The sequence below is a fragment of the Candidatus Binatia bacterium genome (genome assembly GCA_029243485.1).
Taxonomy (GTDB): Bacteria; Desulfobacterota; Binatia; order UBA12015; family UBA12015; genus VGTG01.
In genome coordinates this window covers 340,904-360,089 of record JAQWRY010000086.1, presented here as the reverse complement: position 1 = coordinate 360,089, position 19,186 = coordinate 340,904, and the positions used below count along the sequence as shown (strand labels likewise).

Here is a 19,186-nt window from a genome sequence, read left to right as displayed (position 1 = left end):
GAGTGCAGGCTAGCCGCTGTCGCTGGCGTGTGCATGAGCGCCGGGCCGGTCTCCACGTGCAGATTCCGCACGCGTGCCGGTCGAATCGGGGCGGTCGCTCGGTGCGACCGCGGTTGCTCAGAGGAGTTCGGGCTCTCCGGTCTCGGCGTCCTGGTCGAGGAGCGACGAGAGGACCAGTGCGTTGAAGAGCAGGTCCCAGTAGCCGTCGGCGGCGTACGCGGACATCTCATCCGCCCCCCACCCGAACGGTTTCTCCGGATCCTCCCACAGCTCTACGGGCTCGCCGGAGACGTAGTAGAAACGGCGGTCGCCGCTCTGCCGAGTCGTTTCGACTCTCGGTTCCATCGGAATCGACCGCGGTTCAGGCCGGAGACTCGGTGAAGTCGTCCGACCACGAGCCGCCGACCAATTTGACTCGACCGCTCTGCACTAGGTGGACGACCGTTGCGACGAGTTCGTTCTCGTCTTCGGCGTATTCGGAAACGGCAGAAATCAGATCGCGCATAGTCACTGTGAGCTTCATGGCAGCCTCCTTGGCTGTCCTGTGATCTATGCAAGCTGGGTGCCACTCGCGCTCGGGATGCTGAAAAACGCAGCAATGTCCGAGAAGCGCCGAAAGACTCCCCTTTTCTTGAGGCAGCAAACGCTATCGGGATTTCGAGGCGGAAGAGAAGCCCGGGTCGACCGGCAAAATCTTGACACCATCCAAATGAGTGTCAGAAAGTTGCCGGTCGCCGGTGACGTGATTTGTCACCGGCAACCAGCGATGGACAACGGAATCAGCTGAGCTCTTTGCTCGAGTATCCGAGGATTCGACGGGCGACGATCAGCAGGTTGATCTGCTGCGTGCCTTCGAAGATGTCGTTGATCTTCGCGTCGCGCATCCACTTCTCGAGGAGCATCTTGCGCGAATAGCCCAGAGGTCCCATCAGCTCGACCGTCTTCTGGGTGGCGATGGTGACGGCGAGCCCAGCTTTGGCCTTCGCCATCGAAGCCTCGAGGCTGTTGCGTTGCCCGCGGTCCATCATCCAGGCGGCGCGCCACGTGAGGAGGCGTGCGGCTTGGAGATCACTCTCGGCCTGGATGAAATCACTTTCGATCGTGGTGAGGTTCGCGTCCGAGACGCCATAGCGGATCTGGCGGCCGCGCTTCTCGAGTTCCTCGCGCGCTAGATCGAGTGCGGCCTGGCCGATCCCGAGTGCGCTCGCCGCGACCAGAGGACGCGTCGCGTCGAACGTCGCCATCGCACCCTTGAAGCCTTCGGTCGATTTCGCGACCTCGGCCGAGCCGAGAATGTTGTCGGCCGGGATGTGGCAGTCCTCGAACACGATCATTGCCGTGTCGGACGCTCGGATGCCGAGCTTGTTCTCGACTTTGATGACCTTCATGCCCGGAGTGTGCGCCGGGACGACGAACGACTTGATGCCGCCGCGGCCTGCCGTCTTGTCGATCGTGGCCCAGACCACGACGAAGCCATCGGACTTCTCGGTGGCCATCTGCCCGGAGGTACAGAAGATCTTGGTGCCGTTTAGGACCCAGTCGTCGCCATCGCGGACGGCCGTCGTCTGCAGGGCGGCGGAGTCCGAACCGCAGTGCGGCTCGGTGATGGCCATCGCGGCCCACTTCGGCTCGCCGCCCTGGAACGGTGCGAGGAAGCGCTTCTTCTGCTCCGGCGTTCCCGCCGCCTGGACCGCTGCGCCGCCGAGTCCCGGGTTCGGGATCGTGAGGTAGAGCCCGGCGTCACCCCACGAGAGCTCCTCGATGGTGATGGCCGCAGTGAGGGTGTTCTCACGCGGGCCTTTCTTCGCTTGGGCGGTGGGGTCCTCGTTGGAGTCCTCGCCGGTCATCGTGCGGCCGCCGGACACCTCCCACATCATCTTGAAGAAGTCCCAGGGCTTCTCGTGCTCGCGCTCGTCGTACTCGCGGGCTATCGGCCGCATCGCTCCTTCGGCGACGGCGCGGATCAGTTCCTTCTGTTCCTGGACTTTCGGGGAAAGGTCGAAATCGATCATTGTTGTTCTCCTTGCCTGCCGGTCAAACGATCGTCATGCCGTCGAAGGAAGCGAATGCTCGGGCGTTGCGGAACCAGAGCTCGACGGGGAAGTCCCGCACGTAGCCGTGGCCGCCGAGAACCTGCACGGCGTTGTCCGCAATCTTGAGTGCCGCATTGCCTGCGTAGCGCTTGGCCAAGTAGGCCTCGCGCGTCGCGTCCTCACCCTTATCGAGTTTGGCGGCGGCTTCCCATGTGAGGAGGCGGGACGCATCGACCTCGATCGCCATCTCGGCGAGGATGAACGCAATGGCTTGCTTCTGTGCGATGGGCACGCCGAACGCGGTGCGCTCCTTGGCGTACTCGCGTGCGAACTCGTAGGCACCTCGCGCGACGCCCACAGCGAGGCTCGCGATACCGATGCGGCTCAGGTTCACCATGCGTTCGACGTCGAACCCGTCTTCGCCGCCGAGGCGGGCGTCGGCGGACACCTTCACACCGTCGAGCTTCACCTCGTTGGTCGAGAGCGGCTTGAAGCCCATGTTCTGCTCGCGCTCGAGCACCGTCAGGCCTTGGGCGGCGCGCTCGACGAGGAACCCGGCGCGCTCGTCGCCTTCCTGAGCGAGAACCAGGATCAGGTCCGACTCGTCTGCGAGCGGTACGAAGCATTTGTGCCCGTCCAGGATGTACGAGCCGTTCTCGCGCTTCGCGGTGGTGTCGAAGCGGTTCGTGTCGAAGTCGAATCGGGGTTCGACCATGGCGGCCGTCGCGGCGTGGAATTTCTCCGTGAAGCGCGGCAGGATCTTCTCGCGCTGCGCGTCGGTGCCGCCGTCGAGGACGGGGTACGCCACGAGACGAGGAGTCAGGAGGTGCATCGCGATCGAGGCGTCTCCCCACGCGAGCTCTTCGGCGACGATCGACCCGGTCACGGAGGACCGGATCTCGCCGTAGCCGCCCTGCGCTTCGGGGAGCGCCGAGTGGATCAATCCGAGGTCGAAGCCCTGGTCGACCACGCTTTGCGGGATCGAGCCGCTCTCGTCGCTGTCGCGAGCGATGGGTCGGATTTCGTTCTCAGCGAAGCTGGAGACGGTGTCGCGCACCAACTGCTGCTCTTCGGTCAACTCTAGGTCGAACATTTCAGGTTTCCTCTCGAGGCTCGCCAGGGGCGTCCGTTGGTCAGACTGAGATCCAGGCGAGGAACTGATCGGCGTGCATGTCGCAGCTTTGCCGGAGGTCGGTGGACTCAGGGTCCTGGTAGAATTGGATTTCCGCGCCGAGGATTCCGGCGACAAAGGTCTCGGCCGCTCTGGCCAGGTCGATGTCGGTTCGGAAGAGCCCGGCTTCCTGCCCCTGTCGGATGAGGTGGCGATGGAAGCCCCGGAACCGTCGGAGCATCTCCTGAAACTGTCGGGAGAGTGTGGGGTTGGTGTCGATGGCTTCGACCATGAGGGTCAGGATGAACCGGCGGTGATTGTCCGCGATTGCGTTCTCGGCGCACAGGCGCGTGACGGCGCGAAGCCGCTCGGCCGGCCCACCCTCGCGTTCGATCTGCTCGAGCACGAATTTCTCGAAGGCCTCGATTCGCTCGGTCACGGCCTCGAAGAGCAGCTGCTCCTTGTCTTTCCAGTGGTAGTAGAGCGCGCCTTTGGTCACCCCGGCGGCTCGGGCGATCCGATCGATGGAGGTACCGGCGTAGCCGTAGCGGGAAAAGCAGTCGACCGCGGTGAGCAGAATGCCCCCTCGCCCGGGCTCTGCTCTGCGGGCTCTGCCATGTTCGGAAGCTGTAATACTAAACGTTTAGTATGTGTCTCTGAGGGGGTCAACGGAGTCCAGATTGCCTGAAAATAAAGGGTTTCCAGGCTTGAAGGAGACGCCCACCCCTCGTATTCCTTGAGTTCGCGGAGGAGCCTGTTTTGGCGTTCGCGGTGCTCTTCGGAGGGACGGACTGTGGCAAGTCAGGGTGAGGAGCTTCGAGAGGAACGGGAGGCCAAGGGCCTATCGCTGGAAGACGTCCAGCAATCGCTTGGTGTGCCCCTGCACTACCTCGAGGCGATGGAGGGCGCGGATTCGCCCCTCGTTGCCGACTCGTTCTACGTCGTTCCGTTCCTGCGCCGGTACGCGGAATTCCTCGGAAAGGAACCGGCGACCTGCGTGTCGCGGTACCTCGCCGACGTGGTCCGCAAGGAGAAACAGCCGTCTCGACGGGTGGAAAGCCCGCCTTCGGTCCCCGCGGGTTGGCTGGTCGGGGGAGCCGTAGCGGCGGTCGCGGCGGTCGCCGTCGCTTGGTTCGTTTTGCTCTGAGAATTCGGGCTCTTCAGACCATGACTCAAGAGACGCCTGCTCGGGGCCGATAGATCATCCCGTGAAAGAAGTTGCACTCGTCGAGGGGGGCGGTTCGGGCAGCCGGAAACGGCGCGCGATCGCAGAGGGTGGGCGGAGTTCAGCAGCCTCGCGCAGTTCGCGGTTGCTGGTGCCAGATCGTCTCGGGTCGGAGGTAGAGCAATTGCGGCGCTCGTTGTCGGAGCGCGTGATTGGTCAGAGCCAGGCGGTGGACGCGGCTCTCCAGGCCTTCCAGATCTATCATTCCGGTCTGGCCAGTCCGGATCGGCCGCTCGGGTCGTTCTTGTTTCTGGGCCCGACGGGAACCGGCAAGACGAACCTCGTCGAGGCGATCGCCGAGTCGACGTTTGGTGACCGCCGCGCGATGCTCAAGATCGATTGCGCCGAGTTCAGCCACAGTCACGAGATCGCTCGGTTGATCGGGTCCCCTCCGGGGTACCTGGGACACCAGGAAACGAGCCCGTATCTCTCGTCGGCGAACATCACGCGCTACCAGACGGCGGAGAATCCGTTCACGCTTCTGCTGTTCGACGAGATCGAGAAGGCGAACGATTCGCTCTGGCAGCTCTTGCTCGGAATCCTCGACAAGGCTCGCCTGACGCTGGGCAACAACAAGGAAGTCGATCTCTCGAGCTGCCTGATCTTCCTGACGAGCAACGTCGGAAGCCGAGCAGTGAGTGATATCCTCTCTCCTTCGATGGGCTTCGTGCACGGAACGAACGAGCCCGAAGACCGCGTGCATCGTCGGATCGAGGACGCCGTGCTCTGGACCGCGAAGCGGACTTTCGCGCCGGAATTCCTGAATCGAATCGATCACAAGGTGGTCTTCCAGCGCCTGCTGCGCACAGAGCTCGAGCGCATCCTGTCGATCGAGCTGGCGAACGTCGAGCGACGCCTCGCCCGCCGCGGCGACCCGATCGAGTTGGATTACACCGAGCAGCTTTGCTCGCGGCTTCTCGACGAGGGTACGGATCTCGAGCACGGGGCCCGTCCGCTGAAGAGAGTTCTCGAACAGCGTTTGGTATTCCCGCTCGCGCGTCTGGTCGCTTCGGGACAACTCGAGGGTGGCGAGACGGTCGAGGTCGATTGGCCGGCAGACTCGGACGAGGTGCAGTTCGTACTTTCGTCGCCCCGTCCGCTCGTCGCGACCGCGGGCTGAATCGAGCACGGAGACCGGGGCCCGCAAACCCGATCCTGATCTCGGTCGGCACGCTTCGTCTCGATCATCTCGGGACCTGCGGCGAAGAGCGGGCTACCTCCCCGTTCATCGACGAGCTCGCGGCGCGCGGCACCGTTTTCGAGCGCGCCTACTCCAGGGGAAGCGCGTTGGATTGGGTCGACGAGCATCCGGGCGGACACCAACGCCTTCGTACTCGTCCGACCACGAAGTCACCGTCGGCCACCTTCGGGTACGCCCCGAACGGGACGTTGCTTATGATCTAGAACGCGGGGCCAAGGGGCGCGGGTGCTTGCGCGGTAGCGGGGCCCGCGTGAAGCGCGAGTCCGAATGCTCGGATCATGGCAGGGACCTCAGCTGGTGATCAATGTGTGTTCGCCACTGGGGCTGCGCCGCGAGGCGCGGGGTCGGACGTTACTCCGACGCGAGGCGCTCTTTGATCGGCTGCCAGTATAACATCCCGTAGATCATCGTCTGGATGAAGTGGTTCCCCATGGAACCGCCGGCCTTTTCGAACAGCGAGCGATTCACGAAGAACTCGATGAGGTGGGCACCGAAGGTCAGCCCGAAGACGACCTGACCGGTCGTCATGACCCAGCCGCTTCCAAGCAACATCGAGAGGAGGCTACCGATCCAAATGACCCAGACGCTGTTCTTCATGGAGCTGGTCTCCTGTGCGCGGCCGCAGCGGGCGGCGGTGTGCTAGTTCCGGGCGGCGACCGCCTGGCGGGCCTCGGCCCACGCGAGCTCGGCTTCGAGATCCGCCGCTTCAGGAGTTCCGGCCGCTGCGTCTTTCAACGCCGCTTCGGCCTGCGAGGCAGAAGCCTTGGCGGCATCTCCGTCAATCTCGTCGGCAAGCTCGGCGCTGTCGGCGAGGATCGTCACGGCCTCACCGAGGACCTCGGCAACACCACCGCTCACGGCGACCCAGTGGTCTTTGCCGTCGACGCGGTAACGCAGCTCGCCGGTGTCGAGCGCGGTCAGGAAGTTCACGTGCTCGGGGAGCACGCCGAACTGGCCGCGCGTGCCCGGGGCATAGACTTCGTCGATCTCGGTATCGAGGATCTGACGGTCGGGTGTGACGAGTTGGAGACGCACGGCTGATTATCCCTCGCTGGCGATCTTCTTCGCCTTCTCGTGGACCTCGTCCATGTTGCCGACCATGTAGAAGGCCTGCTCGGGAAGGTCGTCGTGCTTGCCGTCCACGATCTCCTTGAAGGCCTGGATCGTGTCGGCGAGCTTCACGTACTTGCCGTCGAAGCCGGTGAAGGCCTCCGCGACAAAGAACGGCTGCGAGAGGTACTTCTGGACCTTACGAGCCCTGCCGACGAGCAGCTTGTCGTCCTCGGAGAGCTCGTCCATCCCGAGAATCGCGATGATGTCCTGGAGATCCTTGTAGCGCTGCAGGATCTCCTGGACGCTACGGGCGACGCTGTAGTGCTCGTCGCCGATGATGTTCGGATCGAGAATTCGCGAGGTCGAATCGAGCGGATCCACCGCGGGGTAGATGCCGAGCTCGGAGATCTGGCGCGAGAGAACGGTCGTCGCGTCCAAGTGAGCGAAGGTCGTCGCGGGCGCGGGATCGGTCAAGTCATCCGCAGGAACGTAAATCGCCTGCACCGAGGTGATCGAGCCCTTGCGGGTCGTGGTGATTCGCTCTTGCAGCTCACCCAAGTCGGTGGCGAGAGTCGGCTGGTAACCGACGGCGCTGGGCATACGGCCGAGAAGCGCCGACACCTCAGAGTTCGCCTGGGTGAACCGGAAGATGTTGTCGATGAACAGGAGGACGTCCTTGCCTTCGTGATCGCGGAAGTGCTCGGCGACGGTCAGTGCCGTCAGAGCAACACGAGCGCGGGCACCCGGAGGCTCGTTCATCTGTCCGTAGACGAGAGCGGTCTTCTCGAGAACGCCGGACTCGCTCATTTCGACCCAGAGATCGTTCCCTTCGCGGGTACGCTCTCCGACGCCGCCGAACACGGAGTAACCACCGTGCTGCTTTGCGACGTTGTTGATCAGCTCCATGATGAGAACGGTCTTGCCGACGCCGGCACCACCGAAGAGGCCGATCTTACCGCCACGTGCGTACGGGGCGAGAAGGTCGACGACCTTGATGCCGGTCTCGAAGGCTTGAACCTCGGTCGCCTGGTCGACGAACTCGGGAGTCGGCTGGTGGATGGCGAGGCGATGATCGCTCTCGATCGGGCCGGCCTCGTCGACGGGGTCGCCGATGACGTTCATGATGCGACCGAGCGTCGCGTCGCCGACCGGCACCGAGATGCCGGAGCCCGTGTCCTTCGCTTCCATGCCACGGACCAATCCTTCGGTCGTGTCCATGGCGATGCAGCGCACGGTGCGCTCACCAAGGTGTTGCGCGACCTCGACGACGAGGTTGTCCGTCTTGTCGTCGATTGCAGGGTTGGTGATCCTGAGTGCGTTGAAGATCGGGGGCAAGGTTCCGGTTTCGAACTCGACGTCGAGGACGGGACCGATGACCTGGGTAATGCGACCAATGTTCTCAGACATGATTTGCTCTTCCTACTGGTTCAGCGCTTCTGCGCCGCTGATGATCTCCATGAGCTCCGTGGTGATCTGAGCCTGGCGGGCTCGGTTCATCTGCAGAGTCAGGCGATCGATCATCTCGGATGCGTTCCGCGTTGCGGAGTCCATGGCGGTCATACGGGACGCCAGCTCGCTCGCCCCGGCTTCGAGGAGTGCGTGCAGGATTCGGACTTCGACTAGGCGCGGGAGGAGAGATCCGATGATCTCGATGGGATTGGGTTCGAAGACGTACTCGTGACCCTCGGCGTGTCCTTCGGGCTCGTCGTGGTGCTGGAGCGGAAGGAGCTGCTCGATGGTCGGAATCTGGGTCATCGTGGACTTGAACGCGCTGTACGCGACCACGACTCGGTCTACCTCGCCAGCGAGATAGCTGCGCTGAAGGGCTCGGGAGAGCTCGCGAGCCAGAGCCGCCGCGTCCTTCGCCGCCGGCATCGGGTTCTTCCCCTCGATGTCGTACTCGCGACGCTTCAAGTGGTCGTAGCCCTTGCTACCGACCGTCATGAAGACGAACTCGCCGGGTTGGTCCGCCACGAACTCCTCGGCTTCGCGCAGAAGGTTCGCGTTGTACCCACCGCAGAGGCCCTTATCGCTCGAGACCACGAGAACCAGACAACGTTCCTGGCTTTCCGGAATCTTCATGAGGGGGTTGAAGGCGGGATCCACGCGCTGAAGGAGGTGCGCGACCATACCCTCGAGCTTCTCGGAGTACGGGCGCGCCTGGACGGCGGCCTCTTGCGCTCGACGCAACTTGGACGCGGCGACCATCTTCATCGCCTTGGTGATCTGCTGGGTGTTTTTGACCGAGCTGATCCGTGTTCGAATGGCCTTGAGGCTGGGCATTACTTCACGAAGACCTGCTTGAACTCTTCGATGATGCTGGCCAGCTGGCCTTCCATCTCGTCGGAGATCTTTTTCTGTTCGGAAATCTCGGAGAACAAAGCGGAGTGCTTCGTCTCGAGATAGGCGAAGAGGTCCACCTCGAACTTTGCGAGTGAAGACTCGTCGAGGTCGTCGAGGTGACCCTTGGTGGCCGCGAAGATGATCACGACCTGCCGCTCGACCGCGAGCGGCTCGTACTGCTTCTGCTTCAGGATCTCGACGAGGCGACTACCGCGTGAGAGCTGTGCCTGCGTGGCCGGATCGAGGTCCGATCCGAACTGCGAGAACGCCTGCAGCTCGCGGTACTGCGCGAGATCGAGTCGAAGCGAACCGGCGACCTGACGCATCGCCTTGACCTGGGCCGAGCCACCAACGCGGGAGACCGAGATACCCGGGTTCACCGCGGGTCGGACACCGGAGTTGAACAGATCGGTCTCGAGGAAGATCTGACCGTCGGTGATCGAGATGACGTTTGTCGGAATGTACGCCGAGACGTCACCGGCCTGGGTTTCGATGATCGGCAGTGCGGTGAGCGACCCACCGCCGCGGGCGTCGGACATCTTGGCCGCGCGCTCGAGCAACCGCGAGTGGACGTAGAAGACGTCACCCGGATACGCCTCGCGGCCCGGCGGGCGGCGAAGGAGCAGGGAGAGCTGCCGATAGGCGACAGCCTGCTTGGAGAGATCATCGTAGATGATCAGGGCGTGCTGCCCGTTGTCGCGGAAGTACTCACCGATGGCGCAGCCCGCGTAGGGGGCGATGAACTGGAGTGGTGCCGACTCCGATGCCGTTGCGGCAACGATCGTCGTGTACTCCATGGCGCCAGCGCGGGTGAGACGCTCGGCTACCTGCGCGACCGTCGAGCGCTTCTGCCCGATGGCGACGTAAATGCACTTCACGTCGCCGCCCTTCTGGTTGATGATCGTATCGATCGCGATCGCGGTCTTGCCCGTCTGGCGATCGCCGATGATCAGCTCTCGCTGGCCACGACCGATCGGGATGAGCGCGTCGATCGCCTTGAGGCCCGTCTGCATGGGCTCTTTGACGCCCTGACGCTCGACGATGCCGGGCGCTTTCAGCTCGACGCGGCGATTCTCTTTGGCGCCGATGTCGCCCTTGCCGTCGATCGGCTGGCCGAGTCCGTTGACCACGCGGCCGAGGAGCTCGGGGCCGACGGGGACCTCGGCGATGCGACCGGTCCGCTTGACCTCGTCGCCTTCACCGATCAAGTGGGCTTCACCGAACAGCGCGGCGCCGACGTTGTCTTCGTCGAGGTTCAGCACCATGCCGAAGATGTTGTTCGGGAACTCGAGGAGCTCACCAATGGCGGCCTTCTCGAGGCCGTAGATGCGGGCGATACCATCACCCGTCGAGAGCACCTTGCCGGTCTCCCGGACTTCCAGCGTCTTGGTGTAGTCCTTGAGCTGCTGGCGGATGATGTCGCTGATTTCTGCGGCGCGAATCGCCATCTCGTGATTCTCCTTCGGTCTTCCTAAGTGCGCGGTCGGACGGGCAGGCTCGGCTCAAACTCAGCCGGCGGAGCCTTGACGGGACATGGTTTGGGCGACGTTAGCGAGCTGGGTCCGAGCGCTCCCGTCGTAGGTCTTTCCTTCGATTTCGACCGTGATGCCGGCAACGAGGGATGGATCGACCTCGACGGACAGCAGGATCTTCTTGCCGTGCTGCGCCTCCAGCGCCGAACCGATCTCGGCTTGCTGGGCGTCGGAGACGGGCTGGGCGGAACGCAGATGCGCCCGCAGCCGGTTCAGCTCCCGATCGACCAGGTCGCCGTAAGCTTGCTGCATCGCCGTGAAGTGATCGAGGCGGTGCTGCTCGGTGACGAGGCCGAGAAAGTTCTTGGTGAGATCGGAGAGGCCGAGGGACTCGGTCATCTGAGCGACCAGAGCCTGTCGGTTCTCGTGGGTCAGGGCCGGCGAGGTCAGAGCGTCGGACAGCTCCTCGTCGGCGAGCCACGAGGAAATGCTCTCGAGCTCGCTTGCGACCTCTTCCAGGCGGTTCTCTTCCTTCGCGACGCTCAACAGGGCTCGTGCGTAACGCTTTGCCAGTCCGCCGGTCATCGCGTTTCCTCGCTGGCCTCAGTCAGGAAGTCCTTCACGAAGCGGTCCTGATCTTCGGGCTTCATCTGCGCCGAGACGAGGGTGGTGGCCATCTGGGTGACGAGCTCGGCCGATTCTTCCTGCAGAGCGCGGCGGGCGCGAGCGACTTCCTGGTCGGCGACGAGCTGGGCGTCCCGGCGGATGTGCTCGGCGGTCTTCTCCGCCAGCGCGAGGATCTTGGTGGCCTCGTTCTGGGCGATCTCGAGGATCTCCGCACGGGCCTTCGCGGCCTCGCCTTCGAGCGTCTTCATCCGCATCTCGAACTCGGACTTCAGAAGCTCGGCTTCCTGCTTGGCCCGATCGGCGGCGTCGAGAGCCTCGACGACGCTGTCGCGGCGATCCTGCAGGTAATCCTTGATCAGAGGCCAGGCGAACCGCTTCATGATGAAGCAGTAAATCGCAAAGTTGGCGAAGCCCCAGAGCGTGAGGGACCATCTCGGCTCGTGTCCGCCCTCACCGCCGGCGGCGAGCGCCAAGGCGGGGATTGCGACGAGGAGCGCTGTCAGGATCGTACGGATCATGAGTTCATCGCCCGGCCGAGGACCTTCTCGGCGACCAGCTTCGAGAGGGCATCCGCATCGGCCCGGAGGGCCCCTCGAGCGGTCTCGGTTTCGGCCTCGATGCGACCGCGGACCTCGTCGACGAGGTGCGCGGCATCGCCACGTGCCTGCTCGAGAATGTTGTGCTCGCTGGCCTCGGCCTCGCGGCGGACCTGCTCGCCGGCGGTGTTGCCGGCCATGCGGGCTTCGGCGAGCTTGCGGTCAAACTCGGCCTGCATCTCCGCGGCGGCGTCGCGCATCTGCTCGGCGTCGGCCTGGGCGCCGGTCGTGCGCTTGGCGCGCTCATCGAGGAGCTTCTGGGTCGGCTCGAGGACCATTACTTTCATCGCGTAGATGAACGCGAAGAAGATGGGGATCCAGACGTAAAAACCAATCTTTGGTGGTAGTTCGAGCATTTCTTGGCTTTCGGTTCGCAGTGGTTGCCCGTGTCGCGGATCCGCAACACGGGACGCACCAGGAGCCCGGACTCGTGTGAATCGAATCCGTAGGGGGAATTGGAATGAACGGGCTGGGAGGGAGGCCTTTCCTACTTGCTGTTCGAGGCCGCCGCCGCGCGTGCTGCCGGCGCTGCGGTCCCGGAGCCTTCCTCCTTGGCCAGGAGAGTCACCCGATCGCCGGCCTGACCCTCTTTCGCTCCCATGGAGCAGTGTCCCTCGAAGATGACGCCTTCCTCGATGACGAGGCTCGGAGTCGTAACGTTTCCGTAGAGTCGGCCGGGCGCGCGGATTTCGAGTTTCTTGCTCGCCGTGAGGTCGCCCGTGACCTTTCCTTGAACTATGATGACGGTGCCGTTGATCTGAGCGTTGACGAGAGCGGATTCGCCGATCTCCAGGTTGTCTGCCGCCACGATCTCTCCTTCGACCTGGCCGTCGATCCGGGCCTTGCCCTCGAAGGTGATCTTGCCCGAAACCCGGGTACCGCGACCGAGCATGGCGTTTTCCGTTCCTGCGCCGCTCATGGGTGTTCTCTCTGCACCGATTGCTTGCCCCGCCATCGTGTTCCCCTCCCCCTTCGTCGGCGCTGCTTCAGCGTGGGCTCCGGACGCATCGGTGCGTCCACCCGCTTGCGGGTCGGAGCCTTGACCGGCGGAATCCCCGCGGTCCTTCTTGAAGAGAGCCATCGATCGTTCCGTGCGACGAGTGTTCGTGAGCGTGTGTAGAGCCAGGGCCGTGAAGCGTCAGAAAAGAGCCCACCCGACACGGCCACAGCGTCGCGCCACAAACGCGCTTTGGTACCACACGAACAGCGCGGGTGTCAAAAATGGGGGTCGCTCCATTAGGCGCGCCGATAGCTGGTTTTGGCGCGCGGGGGCGGGACTCCCCACGATCCTGCAAGTCTCAGGCAGGGATCTTTCTTAGAGCGGGATGGTAGTCGGTCTGGGCTCCGAAGCAGCGAGGCAGGGGCGTTCATCAATCTCGGCGGTTTCTTTGATCATCACTCTTGTGGCGGTTCGTGGTGGGGGTTTCGTCCGTGGTTCGTCCTGGTCTCCGGGGGGCACGGGAGGTTCTGCTTATCTCGGCCGGGCGCGGGAGTCGCGCCGCTTCGACAGCGAGTCTCGCCCCTTAAGGTTGGTCTTCGGCCCAGGGGCATGCGCAGCATTTCGTTCTTGGGGCGGTGCTCCCCGGTTTCGGTCTGGAGGCTTACGGGGCGTGGGAGTGCCTCGCGTGCCCCGATCGTGCAGATCAGGTCACGTCTCGAAGTCGGCGTGGCCGGGGGGTTCAGGCACCTCTGTGGTGCGAGGTGTGGGCGCGCGGTGTAGCGGAACGCTGGGAGGTCAGGCCCGGGCGGAGCGGCTTTTCGAGCCGTGCGCCGCTCTTCGCAGAAGGTCGACGAGCCGGGCGAGGTCGTCGTGAGAGTAGAAGCTCAGTTCGACACGGCCTCGTCCGTCTTCGGAGTGGGTCGTCGCGATGGAGACCTTGGTTCCGAGGGCCCGGCTCAGGTCGGCTTCCATGATTGCGACGTCGGGATCTGCCTTGGGTGCGGGCTTGCTCGCCGGCTTCGTCCGCTTCTCCTGGACGGCCTTCTCCACTTCGCGGACAGACAGGCTGCCATCGATGATCTGGCGGGTGAGCGTCTCGCGAGCGCCCGGATCTTCGAGGCCGAGCAGGGCCCGTGCGTGTCCGGCGCTGATTCGCCCGGCCCGGATCTCCTGCTGAGTGTCCTCGGGCAGGTGGAGGAGCCGTAGCGCGTTGGCGATGGCCGGGCGGCTCTTACCGACGCGCTTCGCCACTTCGTCCTGGGTCAGTTCGAACTCGGTGAGGAGGACTTGGAACGCCTGCGCCTCTTCGAGCGGATTCAGGTCTGCGCGCTGGACATTCTCGATGATGGCGACCAGCAGACTCTCGTCGTCATTCATTGGCTTGACGAGGGCCGGGATGTCCGCGAGGTCTGCGCGCAGGCTCGCGCGCAGGCGGCGTTCACCGGCGATGAGCTGATAGCGTCCCTCGGGCAACGGCCGAACGAGGATCGGCTGTAGGACCCCGTGCTCGGCGATGGAGGCGGACAGTTCCTGGAGGTCGGACTCCCCGAAGTGGACGCGAGGCTGGTTCGGATTCAGCTCGATCGCATCCAGCGCGATCTTTTCGACTCGATCCCCGTCGGGGGCGGCGGGCTGGGGCGGAGGCGCCATCGGCTGCCGCCTTGGTGCCGCCGAGGGAATGAGAGCGCCGATTCCTTTGCCGAGTGCCTTCCGCGGTTGAGCCATGCCCTACTCCTCAGAATCAAACATCGTTTGTAGCAGAGCGAGCCTTGGGGGCGTGCTTCGCGGCGACTTCTTTTGCGAGCTCAGCGTATGCAACTGCGCCCTTGGAAGCCGGATCGTAGAGCAGGGCTGGAAGGCCGTAGCTCGGGCTTTCGCTCAGGCGAACATTCCTCGGGATGAGGGTTTCAAACACCTTTTTAGCGAAATGTTCCCGGATGTCGGCGGCGACCTGCCGACAAAGGGTGTTGCGTCCGTCGTACATTGTGAGCAGCAAGCCCTCGATGTCGATCTCCTGATTGAGCTGCTCTCGCACCAGCCCGATCGTGGAGATGAGAGCGGTGAGGCCCTCGAGGGCGTAGTACTCGCACTGAACCGGGATCAGCAGGGAGTCAGCTGACGTAAGGGCGTTCAGGGTGACGAGCCCCAGGGATGGGGGGCAGTCGATGATGATGAACTCGTAACGCCAGCGGAGCGAGCTGAGCGCGCTCTTGAGGCGCTCTTCTCGTTTTTCTACATTGACGAGTTCGATCTCGGCGCCGATCAAATCTTGGCTTGCTCCGATCGCCTGCAGGCTCGGCAGCATCGTCTTCTTCAGAGCGTTTTCTGCAGTTGACTGTCCCAGGAGGACGTCGTAGGTCGAGGCCTCCTCCTGGGTGAGCCGAATGCCGACGCCGCTGGTGGCGCTGCACTGCGGGTCCATGTCGATCAGCAGAGCGGAATGGCCGGCCATGGCCAATCCAGCACTGAGATTGACGGCCGTGGTGGTTTTCCCGACCCCACCCTTCTGGTTCACGATCGCGATTACTCTACCCATGGTGGCCTCACCGAGTTAGCAGATGAGGGGGCAGGTTGTGAAGTTTAGGGCCCAATTTCGCGAAACTAGTCGCGATGTTTCACGTGAAACATCGCGGATGTGCTGAAAACACTCAATTTTTCCGGCGGCGCCACGCCGCCAGTTGAAACGCTGCCGGATGCGCCGGCAACCGGTATTCCTGGACCTCCGGCGCTTCGAAGCCCGCCACGGCCGTTGCAGCTGGCGCGGACTGGCCCGTCGTGAAGCTGACGAGCAGGCCTCCGGCTCGGACCAGGGGGGCCGCGGCCGCCGGGAGCGCGTCGGGCGCGAACACGGCGCGGCTCACGGCTACGTCGAACGGCTCGACGCTTCTCTGCGCTAACTCGTCCGTGCGGCAGCCCTCTACCGACATGTTCCACGTCGAACCTTGTCGCGAGACCTGCCGCAGGAAGCTCACCTTCTTTCGGCGCGGCTCGAGAAGCGTGATGCGCGCGTCGGGGCACGCGATCGCCAGTGGCACGCCGGGCAGTCCACCACCGCTTCCGATGTCGAGGACCCTGGCGCCCGGCCCCGCCTCGCTCACGAGTGACGCCGCAGCAAGGGAGTCCACGATGTGGCGTTCGAGGAGACCTGCGCGATCCTTCGTCGCGAGGAGATTGGTCCGGAGGTTCCACCCGGCGAGGAGGTCCAGGTACTGCCCGATGCCCGCGACCTGCCCCTCGTCGAGTTCGACGCTTAGCTCGCGGGCCCCGGCCTCGAGGGCCCGCCGCTCCTCCGGCGAAAGGGGCACGGTTCAGGCGGCGCCGGACTTCCGGCGGAGATGTACGCCGAGGATGGTGATTGCCGCCGGCGTCACTCCGGGGATCCGGGCTGCCTGCCCCAGTGTCGCCGGACGCACGCTCGCGAGCTTCTCCCGGATCTCGGTCGACAGGCCGTGGATCCCCGCGAAGTCCAGGTGCTCGGGTATCGCCGTTTCCTCCAGCTTGGCCGACCGGGCGACCAGCCTCGTCTGCTGCGCGACGTAGCCCTCGTAGCGGATGTTCAGGCGGACCGACTCTGCGACTCGCCCGTCGGCTGGTGTCGGCACACCAAGACTCGACAGCGCTTGCCAGTCGATCTGGGGCCGGCGGAGGAGTTCCAGCGCGTTGGTTCCTTGCCGCAGTGGGGTGGTGCTCCTGGCCTCCAGGAGCGCGTTGGTGTGGGTGCTCGCAGGAACCTTGTGGGCGGCCAGAGCCCGAAGGAGTTCAGCGGCGGCGTCGTGCCGATGTTTCACGTGAAACATCTCGGCGTCCGGCAGGAGGCCGATCTCGTTGCCCAGCGAAGATAGTCGGGTGTCCGCGTTGTCCTCCCGCAGCAGGAGCCGATGTTCGGCCCGGGAGGTGAACATGCGGTACGGCTCGCCCCCCACTCCCTTGGTCACGAGGTCATCCACGAGCACGCCAATGTAGCTCTCGGAGCGCTTCAGGATCACGGCCGGCTTCTCCTCCCTGGCCCGTGCCGCGTTGATTCCTGCCATCAGTCCCTGCGCGGCCGCCTCTTCATATCCGGTGGTGCCATTGATCTGGCCGGCGAGAAACAGCCCCTTGATCCGCTTGGTTTCAAGGTTTGGTCGGAGCTCCAGCGGGTCCACGAAGTCGTACTCGATCGCATAGCCGGGCCGCATGATCTCCGCGCGTTCGAGCCCTGGGATCGTCCGCACCATCTCCAGCTGCACGTCCAGGGGCAGCGCCGTCGAAAGCCCGTTGGGGTAGACCTCGACCGTGTCGCGGCCTTCGGGCTCGAGGAAGATCTGGTGGCGATCGCGGTCCGCGAAGCGCACGATCTTGTCCTCGATCGAGGGGCAGTACCGCGGCCCTCGGCTCTTGATCCGGCCGCTGAAGATGGGGGACCGATCCAGGCCTCGGCGGATGATGTCGTGTGTGGCCTTTGTCGTCCACGTGATGTGGCAGGGGATCTGAGTCTGCTCGATAGCACGGGTCCGGAAGGAGAAGGCGGGTGCAGGCTCGTCGCCCGGTTGTACTTCGAGGCCGTCCCAGTCGATCGTCCGCCCATCCAGCCGTGGGCACGTGCCCGTCTTGAGCCGGCCCACCTGGAAGCCCAGCTCTTCGAGCTGCGGGCTGAGGCCCATCGCCGCTGAATCGCCGGCCCGCCCGCCCGCCCGGTTGCGATCTCCCACGTGAATCAGGCCCCGAAGGAAGGTCCCCGTGGTGACGATGACAGCGGCTGCGAGGAACCGTTCGCCTAGCTCGGTCTCGGCCCCCACCACTCGCTCTCCTTCGATCAGGAGGCGCTCGATGGAACCTTGCCGGACGCCGAGGCCCGGCACGTTCTCGACCGCATTCTTCATGTAGCGGCGGTACTCGGCCTTGTCGGCTTGAGCTCGAGTGGCGCGGACCGCGGGGCCTTTGCGGGTGTTGAGCGTCCGGAACTGGATCCCAGTGGCGTCGATCGCGCGGCCCATCTCGCCGCCCAGCGCGTCGATCTCACGAACCAGGTGGCCCTTGCCCACCCCGCCGATCGCCGGGTTGCAGGACATTTGCCCGATGTGGTCGAGGTTCTGGGTCAGGAGGAGCGTGTGCGCGCCCATTCGGGCGCTTGCGAGAGCAGCCTCGATTCCGGCATGGCCGGCCCCAATGACGATGACATCTGTGTCGTGCATCACTTCCCCAGACAGAACCTGCTGAACACGCGGTCTAGCACATCCTCGTTGTCCGTTCGGCCCACGAGGTCGTCGAGGGCGCTGCAGGCGAGTTGAAGCGCCGCCGCCACCAGATCGAGCTCCCCCTCCTCCCCGCGCAGAAGATCGGCGGCCTCCTCCAAGGCGGTGGTCGCCCGCTCCAGTCGCTCGTAGTGTCGGGCGTTGGTAACCAGGACCCCATCCTGGCGGCCCTCCATTTCCGGCGCGGCTCGCTCTACGGCCGCTGTCAGCTCGGCCACACCTTCGCCCGTCGTAGCGGATACGGAAAGGAAGGAGAGCCCTCCCCACCCGCCGTCCGGACGTTCCCACACGGGCGTCAGGTCCGATTTGTTCCTCACGGCGACCACGGGCGTCGTACCGATCCGCCCGTAAAGCGCCTGGTCGGCCGGCTCCAGGGCACGGGATCCATCCAGCACGAGAACGACCACATCGGCCTCGGCCAAGCGCTCGGCGCTCCGTTCGACACCAGCTCGTTCCACGTCGCCTTCGGCTTCCCGGATCCCGGCAGTGTCGCAGAGGAGAACCTGCAGGGGGCCGATCGCCAGCGGCTCCTCGAGGTAGTCCCGGGTCGTGCCGGGCTCGGCGCTCACGAGTGCCCGGTCGCGCCCGAGGAGTGCGTTCAGGAGGGACGACTTGCCTACGTTCGGTTTCCCGATCAGCACCACGCGAAGACCGTCCCGGACCAGCCGGCCGCGGGCAAAGGTCTCTGCCAGGGCGCGGAGTTCGCCCTGGACCCCCTGGATGTCCGCCTGAAGCTCCGCCTCGACTCCGGGGGGCAGGTCGTCCTCGGGGAAGTCCAGATGCGCCTCGACCAGGGCGCGGGTATCAAGAATGCGGTCCCGCTCGCTGGCCACCTTCCGCGAGAGTTCTCCGTCGAGCTGGCGTCGGGCGGCCTCGAGGCCGGCTTCGCTGTTCGCCGCGATCATGTCTGCGACGGCCTCCGCCTGACACAGGTCTAGCCGGCCATTGAGGAATGCCCGCTCGGTGAACTCCCCCGGCCGGGCACTTCGCGCGCCCGCGGTCAGGGCGGCGCGGAGCGCGAGATCGGCGATCACGCGACCGCCGTGGCAGTGGATCTCGATTGTGTCCTCGCCCGTGTAGCTGCGTGGCTCCAACATCGGGACGACCAGAACGTCATCGATCGGATCACCGTCTGGAGCGCGGACCAGTCGGGCTGTGCGGGCACGGTGGGAATCCGCCAACTCAAGGGGGACTGCGCGGCCTGCCCCCGCCCTCAGGATTCGCGCGGCCACCGCACGAGCCTCTCGCCCACTCACTCGCAGGATCGAGATCGCGCCGGGTCCCGGCGCGGTCGCGATGGCCGCGATCGTGTCTTCGACATAGGCCGCCATCGGTTTCAGGCCTTCTTACT

The 19,186-nt window shown here is 64.6% G+C and carries 21 protein-coding genes; 2 read left to right on the top strand and 19 right to left on the bottom strand.

Annotated elements, in window-relative coordinates; genetic code table 11:
• Positions 1-117: 117 nt before the first annotated feature.
• From P8R42_26435 to P8R42_26415, 5 genes are all read right to left on the bottom strand, one after another.
• Positions 118-345 (bottom strand): hypothetical protein, encoded by a 228-nt coding sequence (locus tag P8R42_26435; GenBank protein ID MDG2308130.1) that lies wholly within the window; start codon positions 343-345, stop codon positions 118-120.
• Positions 346-361: 16 nt separating this feature from the next.
• Positions 362-523 carry a hypothetical protein gene (locus tag P8R42_26430; protein MDG2308129.1) on the bottom strand — a complete coding sequence of 54 codons (162 nt, stop codon included), beginning with the start codon at positions 521-523 and terminating at the stop codon, positions 362-364.
• A 256-nt stretch (positions 524-779) separates the two neighbouring features.
• Positions 780-2,012, bottom strand: coding sequence for an acyl-CoA dehydrogenase family protein (locus tag P8R42_26425; GenBank protein ID MDG2308128.1), 1,233 nt, complete (start codon positions 2,010-2,012; stop codon positions 780-782).
• Positions 2,013-2,034: 22 nt separating this feature from the next.
• Entirely contained in the window at positions 2,035-3,126 is a 1,092-nt protein-coding gene (locus P8R42_26420; protein ID MDG2308127.1) for an acyl-CoA dehydrogenase family protein, read from the bottom strand.
• Between the two features lie 40 nt (positions 3,127-3,166).
• Positions 3,167-3,721: a TetR/AcrR family transcriptional regulator gene (locus P8R42_26415; protein MDG2308126.1), complete on the bottom strand. Its 555-nt coding sequence runs from the start codon at positions 3,719-3,721 to the stop codon at positions 3,167-3,169.
• 216 nt (positions 3,722-3,937) lie between these two features.
• Between P8R42_26415 and P8R42_26410 the strand changes: the two genes are divergently transcribed.
• Together P8R42_26410 and P8R42_26405 are read left to right on the top strand one after the other, a co-directional pair.
• Positions 3,938-4,291, top strand: a complete 354-nt coding sequence (locus P8R42_26410; protein ID MDG2308125.1) for a helix-turn-helix domain-containing protein — start codon at positions 3,938-3,940, stop codon at positions 4,289-4,291.
• 169 nt (positions 4,292-4,460) lie between these two features.
• Positions 4,461-5,489 (top strand): AAA family ATPase, encoded by a 1,029-nt coding sequence (locus tag P8R42_26405; protein ID MDG2308124.1) that lies wholly within the window; start codon positions 4,461-4,463, stop codon positions 5,487-5,489.
• A 432-nt stretch (positions 5,490-5,921) separates the two neighbouring features.
• Here P8R42_26405 and P8R42_26400 read toward each other — a convergent pair whose 3' ends face one another.
• From P8R42_26400 to mnmE, 14 genes are all read right to left on the bottom strand, one after another.
• Complete coding sequence (locus P8R42_26400; GenBank protein MDG2308123.1) at positions 5,922-6,167, bottom strand: hypothetical protein; 246 nt, start codon at positions 6,165-6,167, stop codon at positions 5,922-5,924.
• A 42-nt stretch (positions 6,168-6,209) separates the two neighbouring features.
• Positions 6,210-6,605, bottom strand: coding sequence for a F0F1 ATP synthase subunit epsilon (locus P8R42_26395; GenBank protein ID MDG2308122.1), 396 nt, complete (start codon positions 6,603-6,605; stop codon positions 6,210-6,212).
• Positions 6,606-6,611: 6 nt separating this feature from the next.
• Entirely contained in the window at positions 6,612-8,030 is a 1,419-nt protein-coding gene (atpD, locus tag P8R42_26390) for a F0F1 ATP synthase subunit beta (protein ID MDG2308121.1), read from the bottom strand.
• A 12-nt stretch (positions 8,031-8,042) separates the two neighbouring features.
• Positions 8,043-8,906, bottom strand: coding sequence for an ATP synthase F1 subunit gamma (atpG, locus tag P8R42_26385; protein MDG2308120.1), 864 nt, complete (start codon positions 8,904-8,906; stop codon positions 8,043-8,045).
• Positions 8,906-10,414: a F0F1 ATP synthase subunit alpha gene (gene atpA, locus P8R42_26380; GenBank protein ID MDG2308119.1), complete on the bottom strand. Its 1,509-nt coding sequence runs from the start codon at positions 10,412-10,414 to the stop codon at positions 8,906-8,908. The genes atpG and atpA overlap by 1 nt, the downstream gene beginning before the upstream one ends.
• 60 nt (positions 10,415-10,474) lie before the next feature.
• Entirely contained in the window at positions 10,475-11,023 is a 549-nt protein-coding gene (atpH, locus tag P8R42_26375) for an ATP synthase F1 subunit delta (GenBank protein MDG2308118.1), read from the bottom strand.
• Positions 11,020-11,583, bottom strand: coding sequence for an ATP synthase F0 subunit B (locus P8R42_26370; protein ID MDG2308117.1), 564 nt, complete (start codon positions 11,581-11,583; stop codon positions 11,020-11,022). Before P8R42_26370 ends, atpH begins: the two co-directional genes overlap by 4 nt.
• Complete coding sequence (locus P8R42_26365; protein ID MDG2308116.1) at positions 11,580-12,017, bottom strand: ATP synthase F0 subunit B; 438 nt, start codon at positions 12,015-12,017, stop codon at positions 11,580-11,582. The genes P8R42_26370 and P8R42_26365 overlap by 4 nt, the downstream gene beginning before the upstream one ends.
• 131 nt (positions 12,018-12,148) lie before the next feature.
• Positions 12,149-12,742, bottom strand: coding sequence for a polymer-forming cytoskeletal protein (locus P8R42_26360; GenBank protein ID MDG2308115.1), 594 nt, complete (start codon positions 12,740-12,742; stop codon positions 12,149-12,151).
• Between the two features lie 654 nt (positions 12,743-13,396).
• Positions 13,397-14,326, bottom strand: a complete 930-nt coding sequence (locus P8R42_26355; GenBank protein ID MDG2308114.1) for a ParB/RepB/Spo0J family partition protein — start codon at positions 14,324-14,326, stop codon at positions 13,397-13,399.
• Between the two features lie 16 nt (positions 14,327-14,342).
• Complete coding sequence (locus tag P8R42_26350; GenBank protein MDG2308113.1) at positions 14,343-15,137, bottom strand: AAA family ATPase; 795 nt, start codon at positions 15,135-15,137, stop codon at positions 14,343-14,345.
• A gap of 112 nt (positions 15,138-15,249) precedes the next feature.
• On the bottom strand, positions 15,250-15,906 hold the full coding sequence (rsmG, locus tag P8R42_26345) for a 16S rRNA (guanine(527)-N(7))-methyltransferase RsmG (GenBank protein MDG2308112.1): 657 nt from the start codon (positions 15,904-15,906) through the stop codon (positions 15,250-15,252).
• 3 nt (positions 15,907-15,909) lie between these two features.
• Positions 15,910-17,775, bottom strand: a complete 1,866-nt coding sequence (gene mnmG / locus P8R42_26340) for a tRNA uridine-5-carboxymethylaminomethyl(34) synthesis enzyme MnmG (protein ID MDG2308111.1) — start codon at positions 17,773-17,775, stop codon at positions 15,910-15,912.
• A complete protein-coding gene (gene mnmE / locus P8R42_26335; protein MDG2308110.1) occupies positions 17,775-19,166 on the bottom strand; it encodes a tRNA uridine-5-carboxymethylaminomethyl(34) synthesis GTPase MnmE in 1,392 nt (463 codons plus the stop codon). Before mnmE ends, mnmG begins: the two co-directional genes overlap by 1 nt.
• Between the last annotated feature and the right edge of the window lie 20 nt (positions 19,167-19,186).